This window comes from Mycobacterium sp. 2YAF39 (assembly GCF_052114565.1).
GTDB lineage: Bacteria > Actinomycetota > Actinomycetes > Mycobacteriales > Mycobacteriaceae > Mycobacterium.
On the sequence record NZ_JBFREZ010000012.1, the window covers coordinates 1 to 22550 of the forward strand.

The 22550-nt window shown below is 67.0% G+C and carries 22 protein-coding genes; 11 read left to right on the plus strand and 11 right to left on the minus strand.

What is annotated here, in order from left to right; all coding sequences use genetic code 11:
* The 3 genes from AB4Z42_RS25535 to AB4Z42_RS25545 all read right to left on the minus strand — a co-directional run.
* Positions 1–926, minus strand: a 926-nt coding sequence (locus AB4Z42_RS25535; protein ID WP_442012033.1) for an alanine and proline-rich secreted protein Apa, incomplete at its 3' end; no start/stop codon positions are given.
* 210 nt (positions 927–1136) lie between these two features.
* A complete protein-coding gene (locus tag AB4Z42_RS25540; protein ID WP_442012034.1) occupies positions 1137–2195 on the minus strand; it encodes a sulfate/molybdate ABC transporter ATP-binding protein in 1059 nt (352 codons plus the stop codon).
* Between the two features lie 6 nt (positions 2196–2201).
* Positions 2202–3002, minus strand: a complete 801-nt coding sequence (locus AB4Z42_RS25545; RefSeq protein ID WP_442012035.1) for an ABC transporter permease — start codon at positions 3000–3002, stop codon at positions 2202–2204.
* Positions 3003–3203: 201 nt separating this feature from the next.
* Between AB4Z42_RS25545 and AB4Z42_RS25550 the strand changes: the two genes are divergently transcribed.
* The 3 genes from AB4Z42_RS25550 (at position 3204) to AB4Z42_RS25560 (ending at position 6362) form a co-directional block, all read left to right on the plus strand.
* Entirely contained in the window at positions 3204–3875 is a 672-nt protein-coding gene (locus tag AB4Z42_RS25550; protein WP_442012036.1) for an SDR family oxidoreductase, read from the plus strand.
* Between the two features lie 68 nt (positions 3876–3943).
* The gene (locus AB4Z42_RS25555) at positions 3944–4873 is read left to right on the plus strand and encodes an LLM class F420-dependent oxidoreductase (RefSeq protein WP_442012037.1); all 930 of its coding nucleotides are present in this window, start codon (positions 3944–3946) and stop codon (positions 4871–4873) included.
* Positions 4874–4988: 115 nt separating this feature from the next.
* Positions 4989–6362, plus strand: coding sequence for an NAD(P)/FAD-dependent oxidoreductase (locus AB4Z42_RS25560; protein ID WP_442012038.1), 1374 nt, complete (start codon positions 4989–4991; stop codon positions 6360–6362).
* Here the strand turns inward: AB4Z42_RS25560 and AB4Z42_RS25565 are convergent.
* The 8 genes from AB4Z42_RS25565 to AB4Z42_RS25600 all read right to left on the minus strand — a co-directional run bounded on the left by AB4Z42_RS25565 (position 6359) and on the right by AB4Z42_RS25600 (position 12099).
* Complete coding sequence (locus tag AB4Z42_RS25565) at positions 6359–6985, minus strand: urease accessory protein UreD (protein ID WP_442012154.1); 627 nt, start codon at positions 6983–6985, stop codon at positions 6359–6361. The genes AB4Z42_RS25560 and AB4Z42_RS25565 overlap by 4 nt on opposite strands.
* Positions 6985–7659 (minus strand): urease accessory protein UreG, encoded by a 675-nt coding sequence (gene ureG / locus AB4Z42_RS25570; protein WP_442012039.1) that lies wholly within the window; start codon positions 7657–7659, stop codon positions 6985–6987. The genes AB4Z42_RS25565 and ureG overlap by 1 nt, the downstream gene beginning before the upstream one ends.
* Before the next feature lie 14 nt (positions 7660–7673).
* Complete coding sequence (locus AB4Z42_RS25575; RefSeq protein ID WP_442012040.1) at positions 7674–8309, minus strand: urease accessory protein UreF; 636 nt, start codon at positions 8307–8309, stop codon at positions 7674–7676.
* A gap of 11 nt (positions 8310–8320) precedes the next feature.
* Positions 8321–10042, minus strand: coding sequence for an urease subunit alpha (locus AB4Z42_RS25580; protein WP_442012041.1), 1722 nt, complete (start codon positions 10040–10042; stop codon positions 8321–8323).
* Entirely contained in the window at positions 10039–10374 is a 336-nt protein-coding gene (locus AB4Z42_RS25585) for an urease subunit beta (protein WP_442012042.1), read from the minus strand. The genes AB4Z42_RS25580 and AB4Z42_RS25585 overlap by 4 nt, the downstream gene beginning before the upstream one ends.
* Positions 10371–10673 carry an urease subunit gamma gene (locus AB4Z42_RS25590; RefSeq protein ID WP_442012043.1) on the minus strand — a complete coding sequence of 101 codons (303 nt, stop codon included), beginning with the start codon at positions 10671–10673 and terminating at the stop codon, positions 10371–10373. The genes AB4Z42_RS25585 and AB4Z42_RS25590 overlap by 4 nt, the downstream gene beginning before the upstream one ends.
* A 55-nt stretch (positions 10674–10728) precedes the next feature.
* Positions 10729–11133 carry a PaaI family thioesterase gene (locus AB4Z42_RS25595; RefSeq protein WP_442012044.1) on the minus strand — a complete coding sequence of 135 codons (405 nt, stop codon included), beginning with the start codon at positions 11131–11133 and terminating at the stop codon, positions 10729–10731.
* Positions 11134–11313: 180 nt separating this feature from the next.
* A complete protein-coding gene (locus AB4Z42_RS25600) occupies positions 11314–12099 on the minus strand; it encodes an iron reductase (protein WP_442012045.1) in 786 nt (261 codons plus the stop codon).
* 240 nt (positions 12100–12339) lie between these two features.
* On the opposite strand from AB4Z42_RS25600, the gene AB4Z42_RS25605 reads away from it, so the two are divergent.
* From AB4Z42_RS25605 to AB4Z42_RS25640, 8 genes are all read left to right on the plus strand, one after another.
* Positions 12340–12756 (plus strand): BlaI/MecI/CopY family transcriptional regulator, encoded by a 417-nt coding sequence (locus AB4Z42_RS25605; protein ID WP_442012046.1) that lies wholly within the window; start codon positions 12340–12342, stop codon positions 12754–12756.
* A gap of 14 nt (positions 12757–12770) precedes the next feature.
* The gene (locus tag AB4Z42_RS25610; RefSeq protein WP_442012047.1) at positions 12771–13691 is read left to right on the plus strand and encodes a M56 family metallopeptidase; all 921 of its coding nucleotides are present in this window, start codon (positions 12771–12773) and stop codon (positions 13689–13691) included.
* A 52-nt stretch (positions 13692–13743) separates the two neighbouring features.
* Positions 13744–15204: an NADP-dependent phosphogluconate dehydrogenase gene (gene gndA, locus AB4Z42_RS25615; RefSeq protein ID WP_442012048.1), complete on the plus strand. Its 1461-nt coding sequence runs from the start codon at positions 13744–13746 to the stop codon at positions 15202–15204.
* 48 nt (positions 15205–15252) lie between these two features.
* Positions 15253–16689 (plus strand): GuaB1 family IMP dehydrogenase-related protein, encoded by a 1437-nt coding sequence (locus AB4Z42_RS25620; protein WP_442012049.1) that lies wholly within the window; start codon positions 15253–15255, stop codon positions 16687–16689.
* 193 nt (positions 16690–16882) lie between these two features.
* Positions 16883–18253 carry a hemolysin family protein gene (locus AB4Z42_RS25625; RefSeq protein ID WP_442012050.1) on the plus strand — a complete coding sequence of 457 codons (1371 nt, stop codon included), beginning with the start codon at positions 16883–16885 and terminating at the stop codon, positions 18251–18253.
* Complete coding sequence (locus AB4Z42_RS25630; RefSeq protein WP_442012051.1) at positions 18246–19298, plus strand: hemolysin family protein; 1053 nt, start codon at positions 18246–18248, stop codon at positions 19296–19298. Before AB4Z42_RS25625 ends, AB4Z42_RS25630 begins: the two co-directional genes overlap by 8 nt.
* Positions 19291–20220 (plus strand): 3-methyladenine DNA glycosylase, encoded by a 930-nt coding sequence (locus AB4Z42_RS25635; RefSeq protein WP_442012052.1) that lies wholly within the window; start codon positions 19291–19293, stop codon positions 20218–20220. The genes AB4Z42_RS25630 and AB4Z42_RS25635 overlap by 8 nt, the downstream gene beginning before the upstream one ends.
* Positions 20221–20295: 75 nt before the next feature.
* On the plus strand, positions 20296–22515 hold the full coding sequence (locus tag AB4Z42_RS25640; RefSeq protein WP_442012053.1) for a malate synthase G: 2220 nt from the start codon (positions 20296–20298) through the stop codon (positions 22513–22515).
* The last annotated feature ends 35 nt before the right edge of the window (positions 22516–22550 follow it).

Here is a 22550-nt window from a genome sequence, read left to right on the forward strand (position 1 = left end):
GGTGCGGCCGGTGCGGGAGGCGCGGCAGGCGCGCCCGGCGGCGGCGGAGGCGCATTCGGATCCAGCGGCGGCGCCACCGGCGCGGCGTAGGGCCGGATCGAGTTGGCAAGTGTGGCGGCCTCTTCCTGAGGCACCGGGTTGGTTGCCGTTCCGAGCCAGACGACGAACCATCGCTGCGGAGTGCGCTGGCCGCGTGGCGTGCCGGGTTCGACCGGCTCACCGACGACGCCCGCCCAGATCTGTCCGGTCGGCTTGTTGGTGTCGGTGAACTTCACCTCGTAGTACGACGCCACACCCGGCATGCCGGCAGCGTCGAGGGGAACCGTCTTCTGGTTGATGCGGGTACCGGGGAACGGCATGAAGAACTCGCCCATATCCGATGCCAGGCGCTGGGCGGCCTTGGTGTTGTCGGTCTCGGCCCCGGCGAACAGCTTCAGATCGAGGCGGCCGAGCAGCACGCTCGTATCGTTCGGCGGCTCTGCACCCTCGGGTGCGATCTTGGTCAACAACGCCTGGCCGTAGGACAGCTGGGTGGAGTCCGAGACCTTCCACCCCGCAGGCACCACAAAGCTCAAGCCACCCGCGGCGTTGTCGACGCGCCCCGGATCGACGGCCGGCGGAGCCGGCGGCGCATTCGGATCAGCAGGCGGCGGCGGAGGCGCGTTGGGATCCGCAGGCGGAGGTGGCGGCGCATTCGGATCAGCAGGCGGCGGGGGCGGCGGCACCGGCGACCCGGGCGGCGGAGGTGGCCCCTGCATGAACGTGTTGCCGCTCGGCGGCGGCGGTGGCGTCGGGGTGGGCTCCGGCTGCGCCTGCGCGATCGACGGCAGCGCGAGCGCCACCGCTGTGGCGCCGGTCAGCGCCGCGATCGCCAGCGACTTCGAGAGGCCCTTGCGGTGTTCGCGTATCGCGTCCGGCTCATTCATGGGAAAGAAACTACCGTGTTACCGCCGTGACGCAAGTGCGAGTTGCTCCCAAAGTGCTTAACTGTGACATTGCTGTACACGTTAACCCTCCTGCTCAACATCGGGACAGCCGATTGCTGAGATAACAAGCCCCCTCGCGTGGCGCGGGGTGCGGTACACGACGGGGCTCGATGCTATCCAGTCGGTACTTCGTGGCGACGCATCGCGCTGTTACGGGCTCGGGAGCAGGGTTATCTCCTGCGCCTTCACCGAGAAGTAGACGCGCTCCCCCGGCGTCAGCCGCAATTCGGCCGCCGAGTCCGCGGTGACGTCCGCGGCGATGCCCGGCACGCCGTCCGACTGCTCCTCGGCGCGGACGCGGATCGCGGGCCCGTGGCTGTCGAGTTCGGCGACCGTGACGGCCACGGTGTTGCGGGGGCTGCCGTGCGGTTCGTCGCGGTACACGGCGACAGAAGCCGGTGAGAACAACGCCACCGCCGGTTGTCCGACCACGGCGTCGGGTCCGGGTACTCCGTACCAGGGCTGACCTTGAAGCGTCATCAGCACACCATCTGGGCCCGCGGTGCCGACGACCAGGTTCACCCCCGCGAAACGCGCCCCGAATCTGCTGCGAGGTGCGCTCAAAACCGCTGCGGTGGAACCCTTTTCGGCAATCTTGCCGTCCTCGAGGACGAGTACCGTGTCGGCGAGGGTGAGCACGTCGACCAGGTCGTGGGTGATCAACACCGCCGAGCGGCCGTCGCGAACCAGAACCCGGCTCAGAAGTTTGCGCATCGTGGCGGCGACGCCCACGTCCAGTCCGGTCAACGGCTCGTCGAGCAGCAGCACATCGGGTTCGGCGGCCAGCGCCCGAGCCAGAGCGATGCGCTGCGCCTGCCCTCCCGAGAGCTGCCGGGGCATGCGCTCGGCCAGGTCGGAAGCCTCGACCTCACCCAGCCAACGTGTCGCATCCGCCCGCGAGCTGCGGGGCGAGAACGCCACGTTGGCAGCGACGCTCAGATGCGGGAACAGCAGCGGGTCCTGCAGCAGCAGGCCGACGTGGCGGTCGTGGGTGGCGACGTGCGTCCCCGCCGCGGTATCGGTCAGCACCCGATCGCCGAGGCGCACGACACCGGCATCAGGTCGCACCAGACCCGCGATCACGTGGAGGATCGTCGACTTTCCCGCGCCGTTGGGGCCGAGTACCGCCAGGACCTCCCCGGCGGCAACCGTGAATTCGATGTCCACGCCACGGTTCACGACGACCGCCCGCACGCTGACGTCGGTCACGATCGATCACCAGGCATTGACGCCTCCTGCGCGCAGGCGCCTGCTGCCGAGGCCGAGGACGACGACCGCGGCGACGACGACGAGCAACAACGACAGGGCGACCGCCGCGTCGGCGTCGGTCTCCCGCTGCAGGTAGATCTCAAGCGGAAGCGTGCGGGTGATGCCCTCGCGCGAACCGGCGAAGGTCAGGGTGGCGCCGAACTCGCCCAGCGCGCGGGCGAAGGCCAGCACCGCGCCCGACACCAGGCCGGGAGCCAGCAGCGGCAACGACACCCGCCACCACACGGCAGTCGGCCGGGCGCCGAGTGTGGCGGCGACGACCTCATATTCGGTTCCGGCGGTGCGGGCAGCACCCTCGAGCGAGATGACCAGGAACGGCAGCGATACGAACGTCTGCGCGAGCACGACGGCCGTCGTCGTGAAGGCGATCTGGATGCCCGCGGCGTTCAGGTACTGCCCGATCAGGCCGAGGCGGCCGTAGGCGTACAGCAGCGCGATACCGCCGACGACCGGCGGAAGCACGAGCGGCAGCAGGATCAGCGGCCGGGTCATCCGCACCACCTCGGCGTCGCTGCGGGCGAACACCAGAGCCATCGGCACGCCGAGAACCAGGCACAGCGCGGTGCTCGCCGTCGCGGTGCGCAGACTCAGCTCCAACGCGGACAGTGACGCCGGGCTGGTGATCAACGACCAGAACCGCGGCCAGTCGACTTTGGCCGCGATCGCGACGAGCGGGATTGCGACGAAAAGTGCCCCGAGCGCGGCGGGGATGTAAATCCAGCGCGGGAGGGGGGCCGACGGCGTCAAGGCGTGGCGAGACCCGCGGAAATCAGGAGGGTCTTCGAGGTGGTCACCGCAGCGATGGGCCTCACAGATCACGACCTTATGGCACTTCGGCGGCGATGTGGCGGCAAGCCCCGCGCGCCGCGTTTCGTCCTGTAGCTACTGTCCAGTAACATTTCGTGCAACGACTGGGGTTCAGCGTTGAACACGGAGGAGGTCCCTGCGATGGAGGTACTCGTCACCGGAGGCGACACCGAACTGGGCCGCACGATCGCGGAGAGCTTCCGCGATGCGGGCCACCGGGTCGTGATCGCCGGCGCACGGCGCGACGATCTGGACGTTGCGGCCAAAGAACTCGAAGTCGACGCCATCGTGTTCGACAACACGGACCCCGCGAGCCTGGAAGAGGCACGCGACCAGTTCCCCCACCATCTCGACACGATCGTCAACGTGCCCGCCCCCCGGTGGGACGCCGGCGATCCGCGCACGTACTCCCTTGCTGACCAGGCCACGGCGTGGCGCAACGCGCTCGATGCGACGGTGTTGTCGGCCGTGCTCACGGTGCAGATCCTGGGTGACCACCTGCGGTCGGGCGGTTCGATCATCAGCATCCTGCCCGAAAGCCCGACCGAGGGCGGCGCGGAATCGGCCATCAAGGCGGCGCTGTCCGACTGGACCGCCGGGCAGGCCGCGCACTTCGGCATCCGCGGCATCACCGCGAACGTGGTCGCGTCGGGCCGAAACGCCGAACCCGGTTACGACGGCCTGTCGCGCACGCCTCCGCCGGTGGCCGACGAGATCACCAGACTCGCGTTGTTCCTGACCACACCGTCCGCCAAGCACATCACGGGCCAGACGCTGCACGTCAGCCACGGTGCGCTGGCGAACTTCGCCTGAAAAATTCCTTCGTTCACCGATAGCTAAAGCGGGGTGATCGCCCCGGTTAGTTGTGGTTACGTGAGGGCGTGACCATCAAACTCGGACTCCAGATCCCCAACTTCTCCTACGGCACCGGCGTGCCCGAACTCTTTCCTACCGTCATCGCGCAGGCACAGGAGGCAGAGGCCGCGGGCTTCGACTCCGTGTTCGTGATGGACCACTTCTACCAACTGCCGGGTCTCGGCACCCCAGACCAGCCGATGCTGGAGGCCTACACCGCGCTCGGCGCGCTGGCCACCGCGACCGAACGCGTCCAGCTCGGCACCCTGGTAACCGGGAACACCTACCGCAATCCCACGCTGCTGGCCAAGGCGATCACCACGCTCGACGTCGTCAGCGCGGGGCGCGCGATTCTCGGCATCGGAACGGGCTGGTTCGAACTCGAGCACGACCAACTCGGATACGAATTCGGTACCTTCACTGACCGCTTCAACAAGCTCGGCGAGGCACTGCAGATCATCCTGCCGATGATCAAGGGTGAGCGGCCGACGTTCTCCGGGAAGTACTACCAAACCGTCGAAGCGATGGCGAATCCCCGTTACCGCGACCATATTCCGTTGATGATCGGCGGCAGCGGTGAGAAGAAGACGATCCCGTTGGCGGCCAAGTATTTCGACCACCTCAACATCATCGCGGGGTTCGACGAACTGCGCCGCAAGGTCGACGTGGTCAAGAAAAGCTGCGAGGAGATCGGCCGCGACCCGGCCACGCTGGAGACCAGCACGCTGATCTTCACCATCCTCGACGAGAACGTCACCCCCGACTTCATCCCCGACAACGTCAAACAGCAAGCGGTGTACGGCAGTCCCGAGCAGGTGACCGAACAGATCAAGACCAAAGTCCTCGACGCAGGCGTGGACAGCGTGATCCTCAGCCCGGTCACCAACATCGACGGTTACCACCCGGGCCGGGTCGCCGCCCTCGGGCCGATATTGAAGCCGCTGCTCGACGCGTAATTCCGCCCCGCTGACGTGGGAAACAACACAGCGCAACGATGCGGCCATCGGAGGTTCGGGCGGCTACCGTAATGGGTAGGTACATGCACGTGAAGCACCGTCGAGGAGCCCGAAAATGAGCCATCCCGGAGCCACTGCAACTGACAGGCACAGAGTCGTCATCGTCGGTTCGGGGTTCGGCGGACTCACCGCCGCCAAGGCGCTCAAGAGGGCCGACGTCGACGTCAAGATGATCGCCAAGACGACCCATCATCTGTTCCAGCCGCTGCTCTACCAGGTCGCGACGGGCATCATCGCCTCCGGCGAGATCGCTCCCCCGACGCGGATGATCCTGCGCAAGCAGAAGAACGCGCAGGTGCTGTTGGGCAATGTGACCCACGTCGACCTGGCCAGTAAGACCGTCAGGTCCGAGTTGCTCGGGCACACCTATGTCACCCCGTACGACTCGCTGATCGTCGCGGCGGGAGCGGGTCAGTCCTACTTCGGCAATGACCATTTTGCGGAGTGGGCCCCGGGCATGAAGTCGATTGACGATGCGCTGGAACTGCGCGCCCGAATCCTGGGTGCCTTCGAGCAGGCCGAACGCTCCAGCGACCCGGCCCGACGCGAGAAGCTGCTCACGTTCACCGTCGTCGGGGCCGGCCCCACCGGCGTCGAGATGGCCGGGCAGATCGCCGAACTCGCCGACCACACCCTCAAAGGCGCGTTCCGGCACATCGATTCGACCACCGCACGGGTGATCCTTCTCGACGCCGCCCCGGCCGTGTTGCCCCCGATGGGCGAGAAGCTGGGCAATAAGGCGAAGGCCCGCCTGGAGAAGATGGGCGTCGAGATCCAGCTGGGCGCGATGGTCACCGACGTCGACCGCAACGGCATCACCGTCAAGGATCCCGACGGCACGTTCCGTCGCATCGACTGCGCCACCAAGGTGTGGTCGGCCGGTGTGTCGGCCAGCCCGCTGGGCCGCGATATCGCCGAGCAGTCCGACGCGGAGGTCGACCGGGCGGGACGGTTGAAGGTGCTGCCCGACCTGACGGTCCCCGGTCATCCGAACGTGTTCGTCGTGGGCGATATGGCCGCCGTCGAAGGCGTCCCCGGTATGGCGCAGGGCGCGATACAGGGCGGCAAGTACGCCGCGAAGGCCATCAAGGCGGAGCTCAAGGGCGCCAATCCCGCCGAACGCGAGCCGTTCCAGTACTTCGACAAGGGTTCGATGGCCACGGTGTCACGCTTCTCTGCGGTGGCGAAGATCGGGCCGCTGGAGTTCGGTGGACTCATCGCTTGGCTGGCGTGGCTGGTGCTGCACCTTGTGTATCTGGTCGGGTTCCGGCGCAAGATCACCACGCTGCTGTCGTGGACGGTGACGTTCCTGTCGACCGCCCGCGGGAACCTGACGATCACCGAACAGCAGGCGTACGCCCGCACCAGAATCGAGGAGCTCGAGGAAATCGCCGCTCTGGTGCAGGATCCGGAGCGAGAAGCGGTCTAGAGCCGCTCGCCCTGCCACGTCGACAGGCAGCCGCCACGCGCCAGCGCGAGTGCCATGCCCGCGGTGTCGGCGTCCGATTCGGGATAGTGCAATTCGCTGATGCATGCCATCGGTGCGCCCAGCTCGTCGTCCGCCACCGAACCGCGACCCAGCTCGATGCGGTGCCGCAGCAGTGCCGATCCCTCGACGTCGGCATGGAGGGACCCGGACCAAAACCCTTGCCGCTCTCCACTTCTGCCGATCTGAACCCGTTCACGCACCCTCACCCGACCCGGCCCGTCCAGGGCCAGGCGTGTCGACGTGAAGTGTCGGGAAGCGGCCGCGACGACCGTGGGTTGCGGATCGACATCGAGCTCACCTGCCACCTCGAGACTCCAGATCGCATGTGACTCAAGCGTGGTCGGACCGGGAAGCGTCATTGTCGCCGCGGCCGTGCGCACCCGAAGCAGGGCACCGGGTTCCACGACGATGCGCACGTATACGGAGTCACCGCCGATGGGGGTGGCTGCCGCCGACACCAGGTGCACCGTGTCGGGCTCGGTTTCCCGCGCGGCGAGCCCGCCCCGGGATTCGATGCGCGGCCGCCGGTCGTGACGCGCGACGATGAGCACGTCGCTTCGCACTAGACCGGTACCCGCAGCTGTTCCCGCACCCACGTCAGCACCGCCGTCGCAGCGGGGTCTTCAGTCAGCGAGATCAGTACCGCGGGGCGCTCGCCGCGCACTGTGGCCGCATCGCGGCGCATCAACTCGAGATCGGCACCGACGAGCGGAGCGAGATCGGTCTTGTTGATCACCAACAGATCCGAGAACGTCACACCCGGTCCACCCTTGCGGGGCACCTTGTCACCACCGGCGACGTCGATAACAAAGATCTGCACGTCCACGAGCCCGGACGAAAAGGTGGCTGTGAGGTTGTCGCCGCCGGATTCCACCAGAATCAGATCGAGCCGCTCGTTGCCGGCGATGAGGTCGTCGATCGCGTCGAGGTTCGCCGTGATGTCGTCGCGGATCGCGGTGTGCGGACAGCCGCCGGTCTGCACCGCAGCGATGCGACCGTCCGGAAGAACGGCGTGACGACGCAGGAAATCGGCGTCTTCGGTGGTGTAGATGTCGTTGGTGAGCACCGCGAGTGACAGTTCGTCGCGCAGTTGCCTGCACAGCGCGGCCACCAATGCCGTCTTACCCGAACCGACGGGGCCGCCGATACCGATGCGCAGCGGCTCCCCCGGCTCCCGCTGGCGCTTGGGTCGGTCGGAGTGGCCATGTGGCTGGCCGTCGAGGAAATGCGGTGGCATGTAAGCGCTCTCTTTCAGGATGCGAACAGGGGTCGCTCGCGTTGGCTGTGCCGCTGGGCCAGCACGTCGAGCAGCGGGTCGGAAAGGTCGGCAAGCTCCTTGCAGGCCGCCGCCGAGGTCGCCTCGCACAACGCCGCCAACTCGAAGGTCAGCGCGGCGACGTCGCCGGGGTCGAGGGCCAGCAGCCGTTGCGCGGCGGTCGCCGACCCTGTCATCGTCGTGTACACGACCGTCAGTGCCGTTTGTTCGGGTTCGAGCCCGCCTGCCCCGCCGACCACACCCGCGACAACCGCGAGGTGCGGTGTCGTGCCGAGTGCTTCCCAGTCGCCTGCCGGCCAGACCCGCCGCGCCAGCCGTAACAGGCCGCGTCCCTGCGAGCGGGATGCCTGGCGCGCGGCGGGCGACGGTGTGCGGGCGTCGATCTCTTGATCGGCCGCCGTGGTGGTCAGGCTTCCGCTGTGCACGGCCGCGGCCACCGACGCGGTCACCAGTCCGGTGGTGCGGATCCGCCGGCGTAGGAACGCCCGCAGCGTCACCAGATCGCGGACCAGCCCCTCGGTGACGGCCTCTTCGACGCCGCCGGAGTGGACGTGACCGCCGGTGGGCAGCCGCGAGTCCGACAGCGTCAGCAGCGTGGCCAGGCTCGTCATGCGAACACCCCTCAGAACAGGAAATAGCGTTGTGCCATCGGCAATTCGACAGCAGGGTCCTCGTGCCAGACGTCGCCGTCGATGCGCACGGTGAAGGTGTCGGGGTCGACCTCGATCTCGGGAAGGGCGTCGTTGAGCGGCATGTGAGCCTTTCCGACGCCCCGAACGTCCTTCACCGCGACCAGCCTGCGGCGCACGGCGAGTCGGTCGGCCAGCCCGTCGTCGACGGCCTGTCTGGACACGAAGTGCACCGATGTCGCCGCCGCAGCCGCGGGTTCCGCGCCGAACATCGGCCGCGGCAGGACCGGCTGCGGCGTGGGGATGGACGCGTTCGCGTCACCCATTGCCGCCCAGGCGATCATGCCGCCCTTGATCACTGCGTGAGGGCGCACGCCGAAGAACGCCGGCTCCCACAGCACGAGGTCGGCGAGCTTGCCGGTCTCCACCGAACCGACCTCGTGGTCCAGTCCATGCGCCACGGCGGGACAGATCGTGTACTTCGCGACGTATCGGCGGGCGCGGTTGTTGTCAGCGACGCCATCGCCGGGCAGGGCACCGCGGCGGCGCTTCATCACATGTGCGGTCTGCCAAGTGCGGATCACCACCTCCCCGATGCGTCCCATCGCCTGGGAGTCGCTGCCGATCATCGAGATCGCGCCGATGTCGTGCAGAAGATCTTCGGCGGCCATCGTCGACGGACGGATGCGGCTCTCTGCGAACGCGAGATCCTCTGGCACCGAGGGGTTGAGGTGATGGCACACCATCAACATGTCGAGGTGCTCGTCGAGTGTGTTGACGGTGTGCGGCCGGGTGGGGTTCGTGGAACTCGGCAGCACGTACGGTTCGGCGGCCACTCGGATGATGTCCGGTGCGTGCCCGCCACCCGCGCCCTCGGTGTGGTACGCGTGAATCGACCGGCCGTTGATCGCGCCGATCGTGTCCTCGACGAAGCCCGCCTCGTTGAGGGTGTCGGAGTGCAGAGCCACCTGGACCCCTGACGCGTCGGCGACGGACAGGCAGGCGTCGATCGCGGCGGGTGTCGACCCCCAGTCTTCGTGCAGCTTGAAACCCGAAGCGCCGCCGCGCAATTGCTCCCACATGGATTCGGCGCTGACGGTGTTGCCCTTGCCGAGCAGCGCGATGTTCATCGGCCATGAGTCCAGCGCCTCCAGCATGCGGCCCAGATGCCACGCCCCGGGCGTGACGGTCGTCGCCTTGCTGCCCTCCGCGGGCCCGGTACCGCCGGCGATGATCGTGGTGATTCCACCGCCGAGCGCTTCCTCCTTCAGCTGCGGACAGATCAGGTGCACATGGCAGTCGATCCCGCCTGCGGTGACGATGCGGCCGTTGCCCGCGATGATCTCGGTCGACGGACCGACCACCAGGTCCGGATGCACAGCGGACATGATTTCGGGGTTACCCGCCTTGCCGATCGCGGTGATCCGGCCGTCACGAATACCGATGTCGGCTTTGATGATTCCCCAGTAGTCGATGATCACCGCCCCGGTGATCACCGTATCGGGCGCGCCGTCGGCCCGGGTTACGCGGCCTTGTCCCATCGACTCGCGCAGCACCTTGCCGCCACCGAAGACCGCCTCGTCACCCGCCAATCCCGGCCCACCACTGCGGTCCTCGGTGATCTCGACGAACAGATCGGTGTCGGCCAGCCGAATGCGGTCGCCGGTGGTCGGCCCGAACAGCGCCCCGTATCTGGCCCGCGAAACAGCGCTCATCGCACATCCAATCGGCCAGGCGGCTGCAGACTCAGCCCGTACACCTCACGCGATCCGCACAGCGGGACCAAGGAAACTCGCTGCGCGACACCGGGTTCGAACCGCACAGCCGTGCCCGCGGGAATGTCGAGCCTGTGGCCGTGCGCGGCGGCGCGGTCGAACTGCAGCGCGGCGTTGCTCTGCGGAAGATGCACATGGCTGCCGACCTGGACGGGGCGGTCGCCGGTGTTGACGATGTCCATGTCGAGCCGTTGCGCACCCTGGTTGATCTCAATATCGCCTTGTCCGTAGACGATCTCACCGGGTGCCCACGACGGGCGCTCGGCCGTCATGAGATCGGATGGTGGACGGTGACGAGTTTCGTACCGTCGGGAAACGTCGCTTCGACCTGGACGTCGTCAAGCATCTCCGGAACGCCTGCCATGACGTCGTCGCGGCTGAGAACCTCACGGCCGCTGGCCATCAACTCCGCGACCGTACGTCCGTCGCGCGCTCCCTCGAGAAGGTGATCGGTGATCAAGGCGACCGCCTCAGGGTGATTGAGTTTGAGGCCGCGCGCCTGGCGGCGCCGCGCCAGTTCTGCGGCATACGACAGCAGCAACCGGTCCTGTTCATGCGGCGTTAATCGCATAGTCGGGGATACTGCCACGGCGCGCACACCTCAGCAGCGCGAGGAAAGAGGGCCGCTACTCCGCAGGAAGGTTCTGCAGCCGCACCTGGCCTCGTGCCACTACGCGCTCCTTGTCGTCGGTGATGGTGATCAGCCACAGCTGCTGCCGACGGCCGCGGTGGATGGGTGTCGATACGGCCGTCACGGTGCCCTCGGAGATCGCGCGCAGGAAATCGGTGTTGTTGTTGACCCCGACGACATTGCCGCTACCGTTCTCGGACAGCCAGACCTGTCCCGACACGCTGGCGAGGCTCTCGATGATCGCGCAGTAGACGCCGCCGTGCACGATTCCCCATGGCTGGAGCAGTTTGTCGGTGATCTGGAGGCGGGCTGTGCCGCCGTCAGGGGTCAGCTCGAGGAATTCGAGACCGATCTCCGAGTCGAAGCCGGCACCCAAGGCGGAGCGGATGTCTGTGGTCACGCAATTTGTCTACACGTTGACATCAGCGCGCCGACGGTCGAGACCCGGAAATGCGGATGGGCCCCGCACAGAGTGCGGGGCCCATCCTTCGTGTGGACCGGGAGTCACTGCAGCCCTCAGGACTCCGGGGCGGTCCGGTGGTACGAGCTTTTGCCTGACAAGAGCATAGGCAAGGCTGCCCTAATTTAGCAAGACCTTCCCTGCTGTCCCTGCTGCCGACCTCGTGGTGCCACGTACCGGAAGTCCGAATCCGACCAGTGCGTCGAGCACGGCCTGACCCCGCCGCATGCCGGTCAGCTCGCTGGAGCCGGCCAGCAGAGGCGCCTGGGTCGCCGCGCCGACTACCGCCGCGCCGACGATGTGCCACATCGACGCGATCGAGATCGCCGCACCGCAGACCTCGGCGAGCTTGCCGAACAGCGGCTCGAGTGTGCGATGGCTACGGTGTGCGATCCACGTCGTCAGCGCCGCCTCGTTGGGCAGAGCGACGATTCCGTCCCGCGCGGTCGTCGCCCGGACCGCCGTGCGGCTACCGAAGAACGGGTCGTCGGGCAGCGCGCGCAGTGTCGGATCGACGACTCCGACCCAGTCGATCGCACCCTCGGAATCCACGTGCACCCAGAGGTTCTCCAGGCCCGTGTCCCAGGCGCGGCCCTCGATCACGAGCAGCGGAATGACGCGTCCGATGACGACGTGCGCCAAGGTCGCGGCAAGCTGCTGCGCGACGGCTGCGCCGCTTTCGGTCTCCTCGGCCGCGAGCTTGAACATCGAGTACAGCCGGTCGCTGCTCAGCGCCTGCGTCAGCGGCCACCAGCGCCTGCGCGACAGGTCGCCTATCACCGCGACGCCGTAGACCCGAGGACATTCGGGATAGAGCTCGCGCAGGCGGCGACTCGATTCGTGTAACGGCAGGGCCTGTTCGATGGCCATGCTCGCGATGAGCGGGTCGTCGACCAGAACCGTCATGGGACCTCCCGATGTGACTTAGGTTAGCCTTACTATAGTCAGATGGACCGGCGTGGCCAGACCCTGTGACCGGACTCACAGGGGCGGGCGAAGGGGTGGTGACCTCGGAGGGAACGAAGCGACAACATTTCGTCGGGCACGTACGGCGCCGCGCCGTACGACGTAGGCCTTACCTGATACGACGCACGGTAGTAAACCCGTAGTACGCTGGACCTACCGTCTCTAGGAGATGAACGAAGAATGGCCAAGATGACGCGTTTAGGGGAGTTGGAACGCGCGGTGATGGACCACCTGTGGTCCGCGCGAGAACCCCAGACCGTGCGCCAGGTGCACGAGGCACTCGCGGCCCGGCGCGACCTTGCCTACACCACGATCATGACCGTCCTGCAGCGGCTCGCGAAGAAGAACCTCGTCGTTCAGCACCGCGACGACCGCGCCCATCGGTACGCGCCAACACATGGCCGCGATGAACTGGTTGCCGGGCTGATGGTCGACGCCCTGGATCAAGCTGCGGACTCGGGTGGTCGGGAGGCCGCGCTCGTGCACTTCGTCGAGCGCGTCAATGCCGAAGAGGCGGCGGCTCTGCGTCGCGCCTTATCCGAGTTGGAGACCAAGCACCGGATATCGCCACCCGCTGGCGAGCCGGGCACCGGCTGAGAGAGACTTACAGCGTGTCCGCGCTGGCCTTCACCGTCATGGCGCTGGTCCTGTCGGGACCGGTGCCGGCGATGCTGGCGCGGGCAACCTGGCCGTCGCGGGCACCGCGGGCCGCCATCGTGTTGTGGCAGTCCATTGCGCTGGCCGCTGTCCTTTCGGCCTTCTCCGCTGGAATCGCCATAGCCAGCAGGCTTTTTGCGCCCGGCCACGACGGCAGACCGACGGCGACGATCGCGAGCGAGATCGACGTTCTGGGCTGGCCGCTGTGGATCGCCTATCTCTTGGTGTTCGCACTCACGGTGGTGATCGGGGCGCGGCTCGCCGTGGCCATCGTGCAGGTCGCGATAGCGACCAGGCGCAGGCGCGCGCATCACAGGATGGTCGTCGACCTGGTGGGCAAATCGCAAAAGGCCGGGCTGCGGATTCTGGACGTCGAGGAGCCGCTGGCCTACTGCCTGCCCGGCGTGCGGAGCCGCGTGGTGGTCAGCGAGGGCACGTTGACGTCATTGGCGGACAACGAGATTGCCGCGATCCTGTCGCACGAGCGCGCACACCTGCGGGCCCGGCATGACCTGGTGCTCGAGATGTTCATCGCGGTGCACGCCGCGTTCCCGCGGTTCGTCCGCAGCGCCAGCGCGCTGGACGCCGTCCGATTGCTGATCGAGATGCTGGCCGACGATGCCGCGGTGCGTGCCGCCGGTCCCACTCCCCTGGCTCGCGCACTGGTCACCTGCGCCACCGGCCGCACACCCGCGGGGGCGCTTGCGGCAGGCGGACCGACCACCGTGGTTCGCGTGCGCCGTCTCGGCGGTCGCGGCAACAGTCTGACGGTCGCCGCCTGCGCCTACGTGGCCGCTGCGGCCGTGCTGGTGCTGCCTACCGTCGCGGTGGTCCTGCCATGGTTGACCGAGTTGAATCGTTTGTTCACCGCGTAGGCGTTTTTCTGTAGTAGGCCGGTTCTGCACAACTAAACGAAAGGCTGCCCGAATGAGCTCGTCTGAAAATCCCACGACCGGCACTGCTCAGATCGGGGTCACCGGCCTCGCGGTCATGGGTTCCAACCTGGCGCGCAACTTCGCCCATCATGGATACACCGTCGCACTACACAACCGGTCGGTCGCCAAGACCGATGCGCTGCTCAAGGAGCACGGCTCGGAGGGCAACTTCGTGCGCAGCGAGACCATCGGTGAATTCCTTGCGGCCCTGGAGAAGCCACGCCGGGTGATCATCATGGTCAAGGCGGGCGATCCGACCGACGCGGTGATCAACGAGCTTGCCGATGCGATGGAGGAAGGCGACATCATCATCGACGGCGGCAATGCGCTCTTCACCGACACCATCCGCCGTGAGAAGGCGATACGCGAGCGCGGGCTGCACTTCGTCGGCGCAGGCATCTCCGGCGGCGAGGAGGGCGCCCTGAAGGGCCCGTCGATCATGCCCGGCGGCCCGGCGGAGTCCTACAAGTCGCTCGGCCCCCTGTTGGAAGAGATCTCCGCCCACGTCGACGGTGTGCCGTGCTGCACCCACATCGGTCCCGACGGTGCGGGGCACTTCGTCAAGATGGTGCACAACGGCATCGAGTACTCCGACATGCAGCTGATCGGCGAGGCCTACCAGCTGCTGCGCGACGGCCTGGGGCTGACCGCACCCGAGATCGCCGACGTGTTCGCCGAATGGAACAAGGGCGATTTGGACAGCTTCCTCATCGAGATCACCGCAGAGGTATTGCGCCAGAACGACGCCAAAACCGGCAAGCCGCTCGTCGACCTGATCCTCGACGAGGCCGAGCAGAAGGGCACCGGCCGGTGGACCGTGAAGTCGGCGCTGGACCTCGGCGTGCCCGTGACAGGGATCGCCGAGGCGGTGTTCGCCCGCGCACTGTCGGGCTCGGTGGCCCAGCGCAAGGCCACGACGGGTCTGGCCTCCGGCGATCTCGGCGAGAAGCCCAGCGACGCAAAGCGGTTCATCGACGACGTCAGCAAGGCGCTGTACGCATCCAAGATCATCGCCTACGCGCAGGGGTTCAATCAGATCCAGGCGGGCAGCGAGGAATACGACTGGGGCATCACCCCCGGCGACATGGCCACCATCTGGCGCGGCGGCTGCATCATCCGGGCAAAGTTCCTCAACCGCATCAAAGAGGCGTTCGACGAGAACCCCGAACTGCCCTCGCTGATCGTGGCCCCGTATTTCCGCGAGGCGATCGAGGCCGCCATCGACAGCTGGCGTCGTGTCGTGGTGACCGCGACCGAACTGGGCATCCCGATCCCCGGCTTCTCCTCGGCGCTGTCGTACTACGACGGGCTGCGCACCGAGCGCCTGCCCGCGGCGCTCACCCAGGGATTGCGTGACTTCTTCGGCGCCCACACCTACGGCCGTATCGACGCTGATCCCTCGGCACGGTTCCACACGCTATGGAGTGGGGACCGCCGCGAAGTCGAGGCTTAGTCCGCCCTGAACTGCGGAAACGCAGGTCCGAACTAGAATCGTGGCGAGATGAAATTTCTTCACGGCCACAAGCCCGCCTACGACCTGACGTACAACGACGTCTTCATCGTTCCCGGACGTTCGGATGTGCTGTCCCGGATGGACGTCGACCTGTCGACGTCGGACGGCTCCGGCACCACGATCCCGGTGGTGGTGGCCAACATGACCGCGGTGGCGGGCCGGCGGATGGCCGAAACGGTCGCGCGCCGCGGTGGCATTGTCGTTCTGCCACAAGATCTTCCGATCTCCGCCGTGCAGCAGACGGTCGACTTCGTCAAGAGCCGCGACCTCGTCGTCGACACCCCGGTGGTGCTCTCCCCCGACGATTCGGTGTCGGACGCCACGGCGCTGATTCACAAACGAGCCCACGGAGCCGCGGTGGTGCTCTTCGAGGGCCGGCCGATCGGCCTGGTCACCGAGTCCGGATGCGAGGGAGTGGACCGGTTCACCCGGGTCCGCGACATCACGGTGACCGATTTCGTCACCGCGCCGACGGGCACCGATCCACGGAAGGTGTTCGACCTGCTCGAGCACGCGCCCGTCGACGTGGCTGTGCTGACCGAGCCCGACGGCACGCTGGCCGGCGTGCTCACCCGCACCGCCGCGATCCGGGCGGGTATCTACACACCCGCCGTGGACGACATGGGCCGCCTGCGTATCGCGGCGGCCGTCGGCATCAACGGCGACGTCGGGGCGAAAGCCCGGAGTCTGGCCGAGGCCGGTGTCGACCTGCTGGTGATCGACACCGCACACGGACATCAGCTCAGGATGCTGGACGCCATCAAATCGGTGTCCTCACTGGGCCTCGGGGTGCCGCTGGCGGCAGGCAACGTGGTGTCGGCGGAGGGAACGCGCGACCTGATCTCCGCCGGTGCGTCGATCGTGAAGGTCGGCGTCGGGCCGGGCGCGATGTGCACCACCCGGATGATGACAGGCGTCGGCAGGCCGCAGTTCTCGGCGGTGCTCGAATGTGCCGAGGCGGCAAAGCAACTCGGCGGCCACGTATGGGCGGACGGCGGTGTCCGGCATCCTCGCGATGTCGCGCTGGCGCTTGCCGCGGGGGCGTCGAACGTGATGATCGGCTCGTGGTTCGCCGGCACGTACGAGTCGCCGGGCGACCTCATGCGCGATCGGGAGGACCGCCCGTACAAGGAGAGCTACGGCATGGCATCCAAGCGCGCCGTCGCGGCGCGCACCGCCGGCGACAGCCCGTTCGACCAGGCCCGCAAGTCGTTGTTCGAGGAGGGCATCTCGACGTCGCGCATGGGTCTGGACCCGTCCCGCGGCGGGGTGGAAGACCTGCTCGATCACATCACGTCGGGGGTGCGCAGCACCTGCACCTACGTGGGCGCCGACACCATCGGCGAGCTACATGAGAAGGCCGTGCTCGGCGTGCAGTCCGCGGCGGGGTTCGCCGAGGGACATCCGCTGCCGACGGGCTGGTGAGCCCATCAGCCTGACGTCACCGGCTAACATGGGTTCCACTCTCCATGCGTCTACTCGAAAGGGACCCTGTGCCGCAGGCACCCGTTGAGGCCGTGAGCTTCCGGGCCGAGCGGCCCGGCGACGAACCGACCGACGCCGAGCCCTCCCCTAGTCAGCCGGGCTACGGGCCCGGCGCGCTTTCGGCGAGGACGCGATGAGCGTCAGTTTCACTCTGCTCGCCTTGCTCGGCTTCGTCGTTCTCACCGCAGGCACGGCGGTCTTCGTCGCCGCCGAATTCTCGCTCACCGCGCTGGAACGCAGCACCGTGGACGCCAACGCACGCACCGGCGGTCCACGCGACAAAATGGTGCAGCGAGCTCATCGCACGCTTTCGTTCCAGCTCTCCGGTGCCCAGGTCGGGATCTCCGTGACCACACTGATCACGGGTTATCTCGCCGAACCGTTGATCGCGAGCCTGCTGAAGGGCCCGCTGCTCGCGGCTGGACTGCCGGACAACTGGGTGGCGGGCACGGCGCTGGGCCTATCCCTTCTGATCGCGACCTCGGTGTCAATGGTGTACGGCGAATTGGTGGCGCAGTACCTCGCGGTGGCCCACCCCCTCGGGACAGCGCGGGTGGTCGCGACGCCCCAGGTGCTGTTCTCCATGTTCTTCACGCCAGTGATCCGTCTGACCAACGGCACGGCCAACTGGATCCTGCGCCGGCTGGGCATCGAGCCGGCCGAAGAGCTACGGTCGGCCCGCTCGCCTCAGGAATTGGTGTCGCTGGTCCGAAACTCCGCCCGCCGCGGGTCACTCGATCCGGTCACCGCGGCGTTAGTCGACCGCTCGCTGCAGTTCGGCGCGCGCACCGCAGAGGAACTGATGACTCCTCGATCGAAGATCGAGGCGCTACAGGCCAGTGACACCGTGGCCGACCTGATCACCACGGCGATCGAGACCGGCTATTCACGGTTTCCGATCATCGAGGGCGACTTGGACGAAACCATCGGCATGATCCACATCAAGCAGGTCTTCGAGGTAGAACCGGAGCGACGGGCCGCTACCCCGCTGTCCACCCTGGCGCTGCCTGTCGCCAAGGTGCCATCCACCCTCGACGGCGACGCGGTGATGACTCAGATCCGGGCGAACGGCCTGCAGACCGCACTCGTCGTCGACGAGTACGGGGGCACCGCAGGCATGGTCACCGTCGAGGACCTCATCGAGGAAATCGTTGGCGACGTTCGCGACGAACACGACGACGCGACCCCTGACGTGCTGAGGACAGCCGACGGCTGGCGTGTGTCCGGGCTGCTGCGCATCGACGAAGTCGCAGCAGCGACCGGCTTTAGGGCGCCCGAAGGTGAATACGAAACCATCGGCGGTTTGGTTCTGCAAGAACTCGGCCACATCCCCAAGCGAACCGAAACGGTGGAATTGACGGCGTTCAACCCAGACAGGCCGTCAGAAGATCGAGTGCGGTGGCAGGCGAACGTTGTCCGAATGGACGGCCGCAGAATTGACCTGTTGGAGCTGCGTGAGCTCGGCCCTGACGGCAGCGCAGACGAGGAGGGAACTGATGGGTGACCTCTTCGGCGTGCTGCTGACGGCGCTGCTGCTCGCCGCCAATGCCTTCTTTGTGGCCTCGGAATTCGCGCTGATATCCGCTCGCCGCGACCGGCTCGAGGCGCTGGCCGAACAGGGCAAGCACAGCGCGATGACCGTCATCCGTGCCGGCGAGAATCTGTCGTTGATGCTCGCTGGTGCGCAGCTGGGCATCACCGTCTGTTCGATTCTGCTGGGCCGTGTCGCCGAGCCCGCGGTCGCGCACCTGCTCGAGACGCCGTTTCACCTCGTCGGCATCCCGGATGCGGTGCTTCACACCGTGTCCTTCATCGTGGCGATCTCGATCGTCGTGGTTCTGCACGTTCTTCTCGGCGAGATGGTGCCGAAGAACATCGCGATCGCCGGACCGGAATCGGCGGCGATGCTGCTCGTTCCCGCGTACCTGCTGTGGATCCGCGCGGCGCGGCCGTTCATCGCGTTCTACGACTGGTTCGCGCACATCTCCCTGCGCATGGTCGGGGTGAAGGCCAAGCCCGAACTGGAAAACACGGTTTCGATGGTCGAGTTGTCCGAGATGATCGCCGAGTCGCGATCGGAAGGGCTGCTCGATCCCGAGGAGCACAACAGGTTGTCTCGAGCGCTGGAGATCCGCGATCGGGTGGCGGCAGATGTCGCGATACCGCCTGGCAAGGTCCACGCAGTCGCCGTCGCCGCCGAAGGCGCCGGGCCTAGTGTCGGCGCAATCCAGCGCGCGCTGGCTGAAACGGGCTACTCACGATTCCCCGTGGTCAACGACCGCGACGAGTTCGTCGGTTACGTGCACATCAAGGACGTCCTGCCGCTGGTCCACGACGCCGAGGCGGTCGTCGATTCGACACTGGTGCGCCCACTGCCGCGGGTCCCGGCGTCGATGTCGCTGCCCGACGCGCTCTCCAGACTGCGCCGGGACAACGCTCACCTGGCCCTTCTCACTGCACCCGACGGCAGCGTGTCCGCCATGGTGGCGCTGGAGGACCTGGTCGAGGACCTCGTGGGGACGGTGCGCGACGGGACGCACCGTGTGTGAGGCTGCGCACAGCGAGGTAGTGCTCGACGAGCGTGACTGGACGGTTCGAGAGCAGAGGCACCGCGAGCGGGTCGAAGAATTCTTGCGGTCCTTCCGGGCACCGGCCGGGCAGTCCCATCCCGTGTGGGACTTCCTCTTCACCTACTACAGCCTCCGTCCCCGCCAGCTGCGGACATGGCATCCGGGTTTCGGCGTTGTACTGGCCGGCGACACGGCGGCGCGCTATCTCGACCGCAGCGGCTACGGACCCACGGCGCTCGGTGTGACGGTGACCCGCGAGCACCTGAGGGGCCGTGCCGGCACCGTGCGGTTCATCGCCGGACTGCTGCGGGCGACGGCGTCGCGGCCCGCGCGGCTCAACTGTTTCGGACTGCACGAGTGGGCGATGGTCTACCGCGCGCCATCGGTGCGCCACGACGGGGTCCCGTTGCGGCTCGGGACCGCAGGCACCGACGCGGTCGTCGAATCAATGCCGTTGCGGTGCAGCCATTTTGATGCCTTCCGGTTCTTCACCGAGCCGGCCACCGAGCGCAACAGCGAACAGCTGACCCGCGACGGTCAGATCGGCGCGGAACAACCGGGCTGTGTGCACGCGGCCATGGATTGCTACAAGTTCGCCTACAAGTTGGGCCCCTTGGTGGATTCGGAGCTGGTCATGGAGTGCCTCGAACTCGCCGCACAGGCCCGCGAGCTCGACATGCGGGCCAGCCCCTACGATCTGCGCGACTACGGTTTCGAGCCGATAGCGATCGAAACGCCGGCAGGGCGCGCCGAATACGTTCGGATCCAGCAGCGCATCGCCGAACTGGCGGCACCGCTGCGCGAGCGCCTTGCTGACCACTGCGAGCTACTGCTCACCGCGATGGCCCGTGAAACGGCTGATGCGGCGGACCACGAACCGGTCGGCGCGGTGCGCGAGTAAATGGCCCCGTTACCCGCGGGTAAGCTGGATCAACGGCACTGCGTTCGACGCGCCTTGTAGGGCGAGGGAGGAAATATGACCGATCGCGTGAAGGTGGGCAACCTGCGAGTTGCCCAGGTGCTGTACGACTTCGTCAACGATGAGGCGCTGCCGGGTACCGGGCTCGATCCCGACACCTTCTGGTCCGGCGTCGACAAGGTCGTCGCCGATTTCACACCGAAGAACCAGGAACTGCTCGCCCGCCGCGACGATCTGCAGGCCCGTATCGACAAGTGGCATCGCCAGCGGGTCATCGAGCCGATCGATGCCGAGGCGTACCGGGAGTTCCTCACCGAAATCGGGTACCTGCTGCCCGCTCCCGACGACTTCACGATCTCCACCGCCGGTGTCGACGACGAGATCGCCAAGACCGCGGGCCCGCAGCTCGTCGTCCCCATCCTCAACGCGCGGTTCGCGCTCAACGCCGCGAACGCACGGTGGGGTTCGCTGTACGACGCGCTGTACGGCACGGACGTGATCTCCGAAGACGATGGCGCCGAGAAGGGCACGAGCTACAACAAGGTTCGCGGCGACAAGGTCATCGCGTACGCCCGCCGCTTCCTCGACGGCGCGGCCCCGCTGGCCAGCGGCGCGTGGAACGAAGCGACCGGCATCAAAATCGACGAGGGACAGTTGCTCGTGACGCTTGGTGACGGCGAGTCCACCGGCCTCGCGTCACCGGAGCAATTCGTCGGCTACACCGGCGAACTCGGCTCACCCGCCTGGTCGGTATTGCTGCGCAATCACGGCCTGCACGTGGAGATCCTGGTCGATCCCGACTCCCCCGTCGGCTCAACCGATCCCGCAGGTATCAAGGACGTCGTCCTGGAATCCGCGATCACCACGATCATGGACTTCGAGGACTCGGTGGCCGCCGTGGACGCCGACGACAAGGTGCTCGGCTACCGCAACTGGCTCGGCCTGAACCGCGGCGACCTCCACGAAGAGGTGGCCAAGGGCGGCGAAACCTTCACCCGTGTGCTCAGCGAGGACCGCACGTACACCACCCCGGACGGCGAGGGCGAGCTCACACTGCCCGGGCGCAGCCTGATGTTCGTGCGCAACGTCGGCCACCTGATGACCAACGACGCGATCGTCTTCGACAACGACGGGGCCGATGACGGGGCTGAAGTCCGAGAGGTGCCCGAAGGCATCCAGGACGCGCTGTTCACCAGCCTGATCGGCATCCACGGTCTGAAGTCCGGCGACGGGAACGGACCGAAGGTCAACAGCCGCACGGGATCGATCTACATCGTCAAGCCCAAGATGCACGGACCCGAAGAGGTGGCGTTCACCGTCGAGCTGTTCGGCCGGGTCGAGGACGTGCTCGGCCTGCCGCCGAACACGATCAAGGTCGGCATCATGGACGAGGAGAGACGCACCACCCTCAACCTGAAGGCCTGCATCAAGGCGGCTTCCGATCGCGTGGCGTTCATCAACACCGGCTTCCTGGACCGCACCGGCGACGAGATCCATACGTCGATGGAGGCGGGCCCGATGATCCGCAAGGGCGCCATGAAAAAGCAGCCGTGGATCCTCGCCTATGAAGACCAGAACGTCGACGTCGGTCTGGCCACCGGGTTCTCCGGGCGCGCGCAGATCGGCAAGGGCATGTGGGCGATGACCGACCTGATGGCCGACATGGTCGAGCAGAAGATCGGTCAGCCAAAGGCCGGCGCCAACACGGCGTGGGTGCCGTCGCCGACGGCGGCCACTCTGCACGCCATGCACTACCACGAGGTCGACGTCCATGCGGTGCAGAAAGACCTGCAGGGCAAGACGAGGACCACGGTCGAAGAGCTGCTCACCATCCCACTGGGCAAGGAACTCGCCTGGGCGCCGGAAGAGATCCGCGAAGAGGTCGACAACAACTGCCAGTCGATCCTCGGCTACGTGGTGCGCTGGATCGACGCCGGTGTCGGCTGCTCCAAAGTGCCGGACATCCACAACGTCGCGCTGATGGAAGACCGTGCCACGCTTCGTATCTCGAGCCAGCTGTTGGCGAACTGGCTGCGCCACGGAGTGATCACCGAGGACGACGTGAAGGCCAGCCTGCGTCGTATGGCCGCGGTGGTCGACCAGCAGAACGAAAAGGATCCCGAATTCCGCCCAATGGCACCGGATCCCGACGGCAGCGTGGCGTTCACCGCCGCACAGGAGCTGATCCTGTCCGGTGGCTCCCAGCCGAGCGGCTACACCGAACCGATCCTGCACCGTAAGCGACGCGAATTTAAGGCAGCGAATAACGGTGGTTGATCCGATGACCCGTCGACGTAGCGAGCACAAGGGCT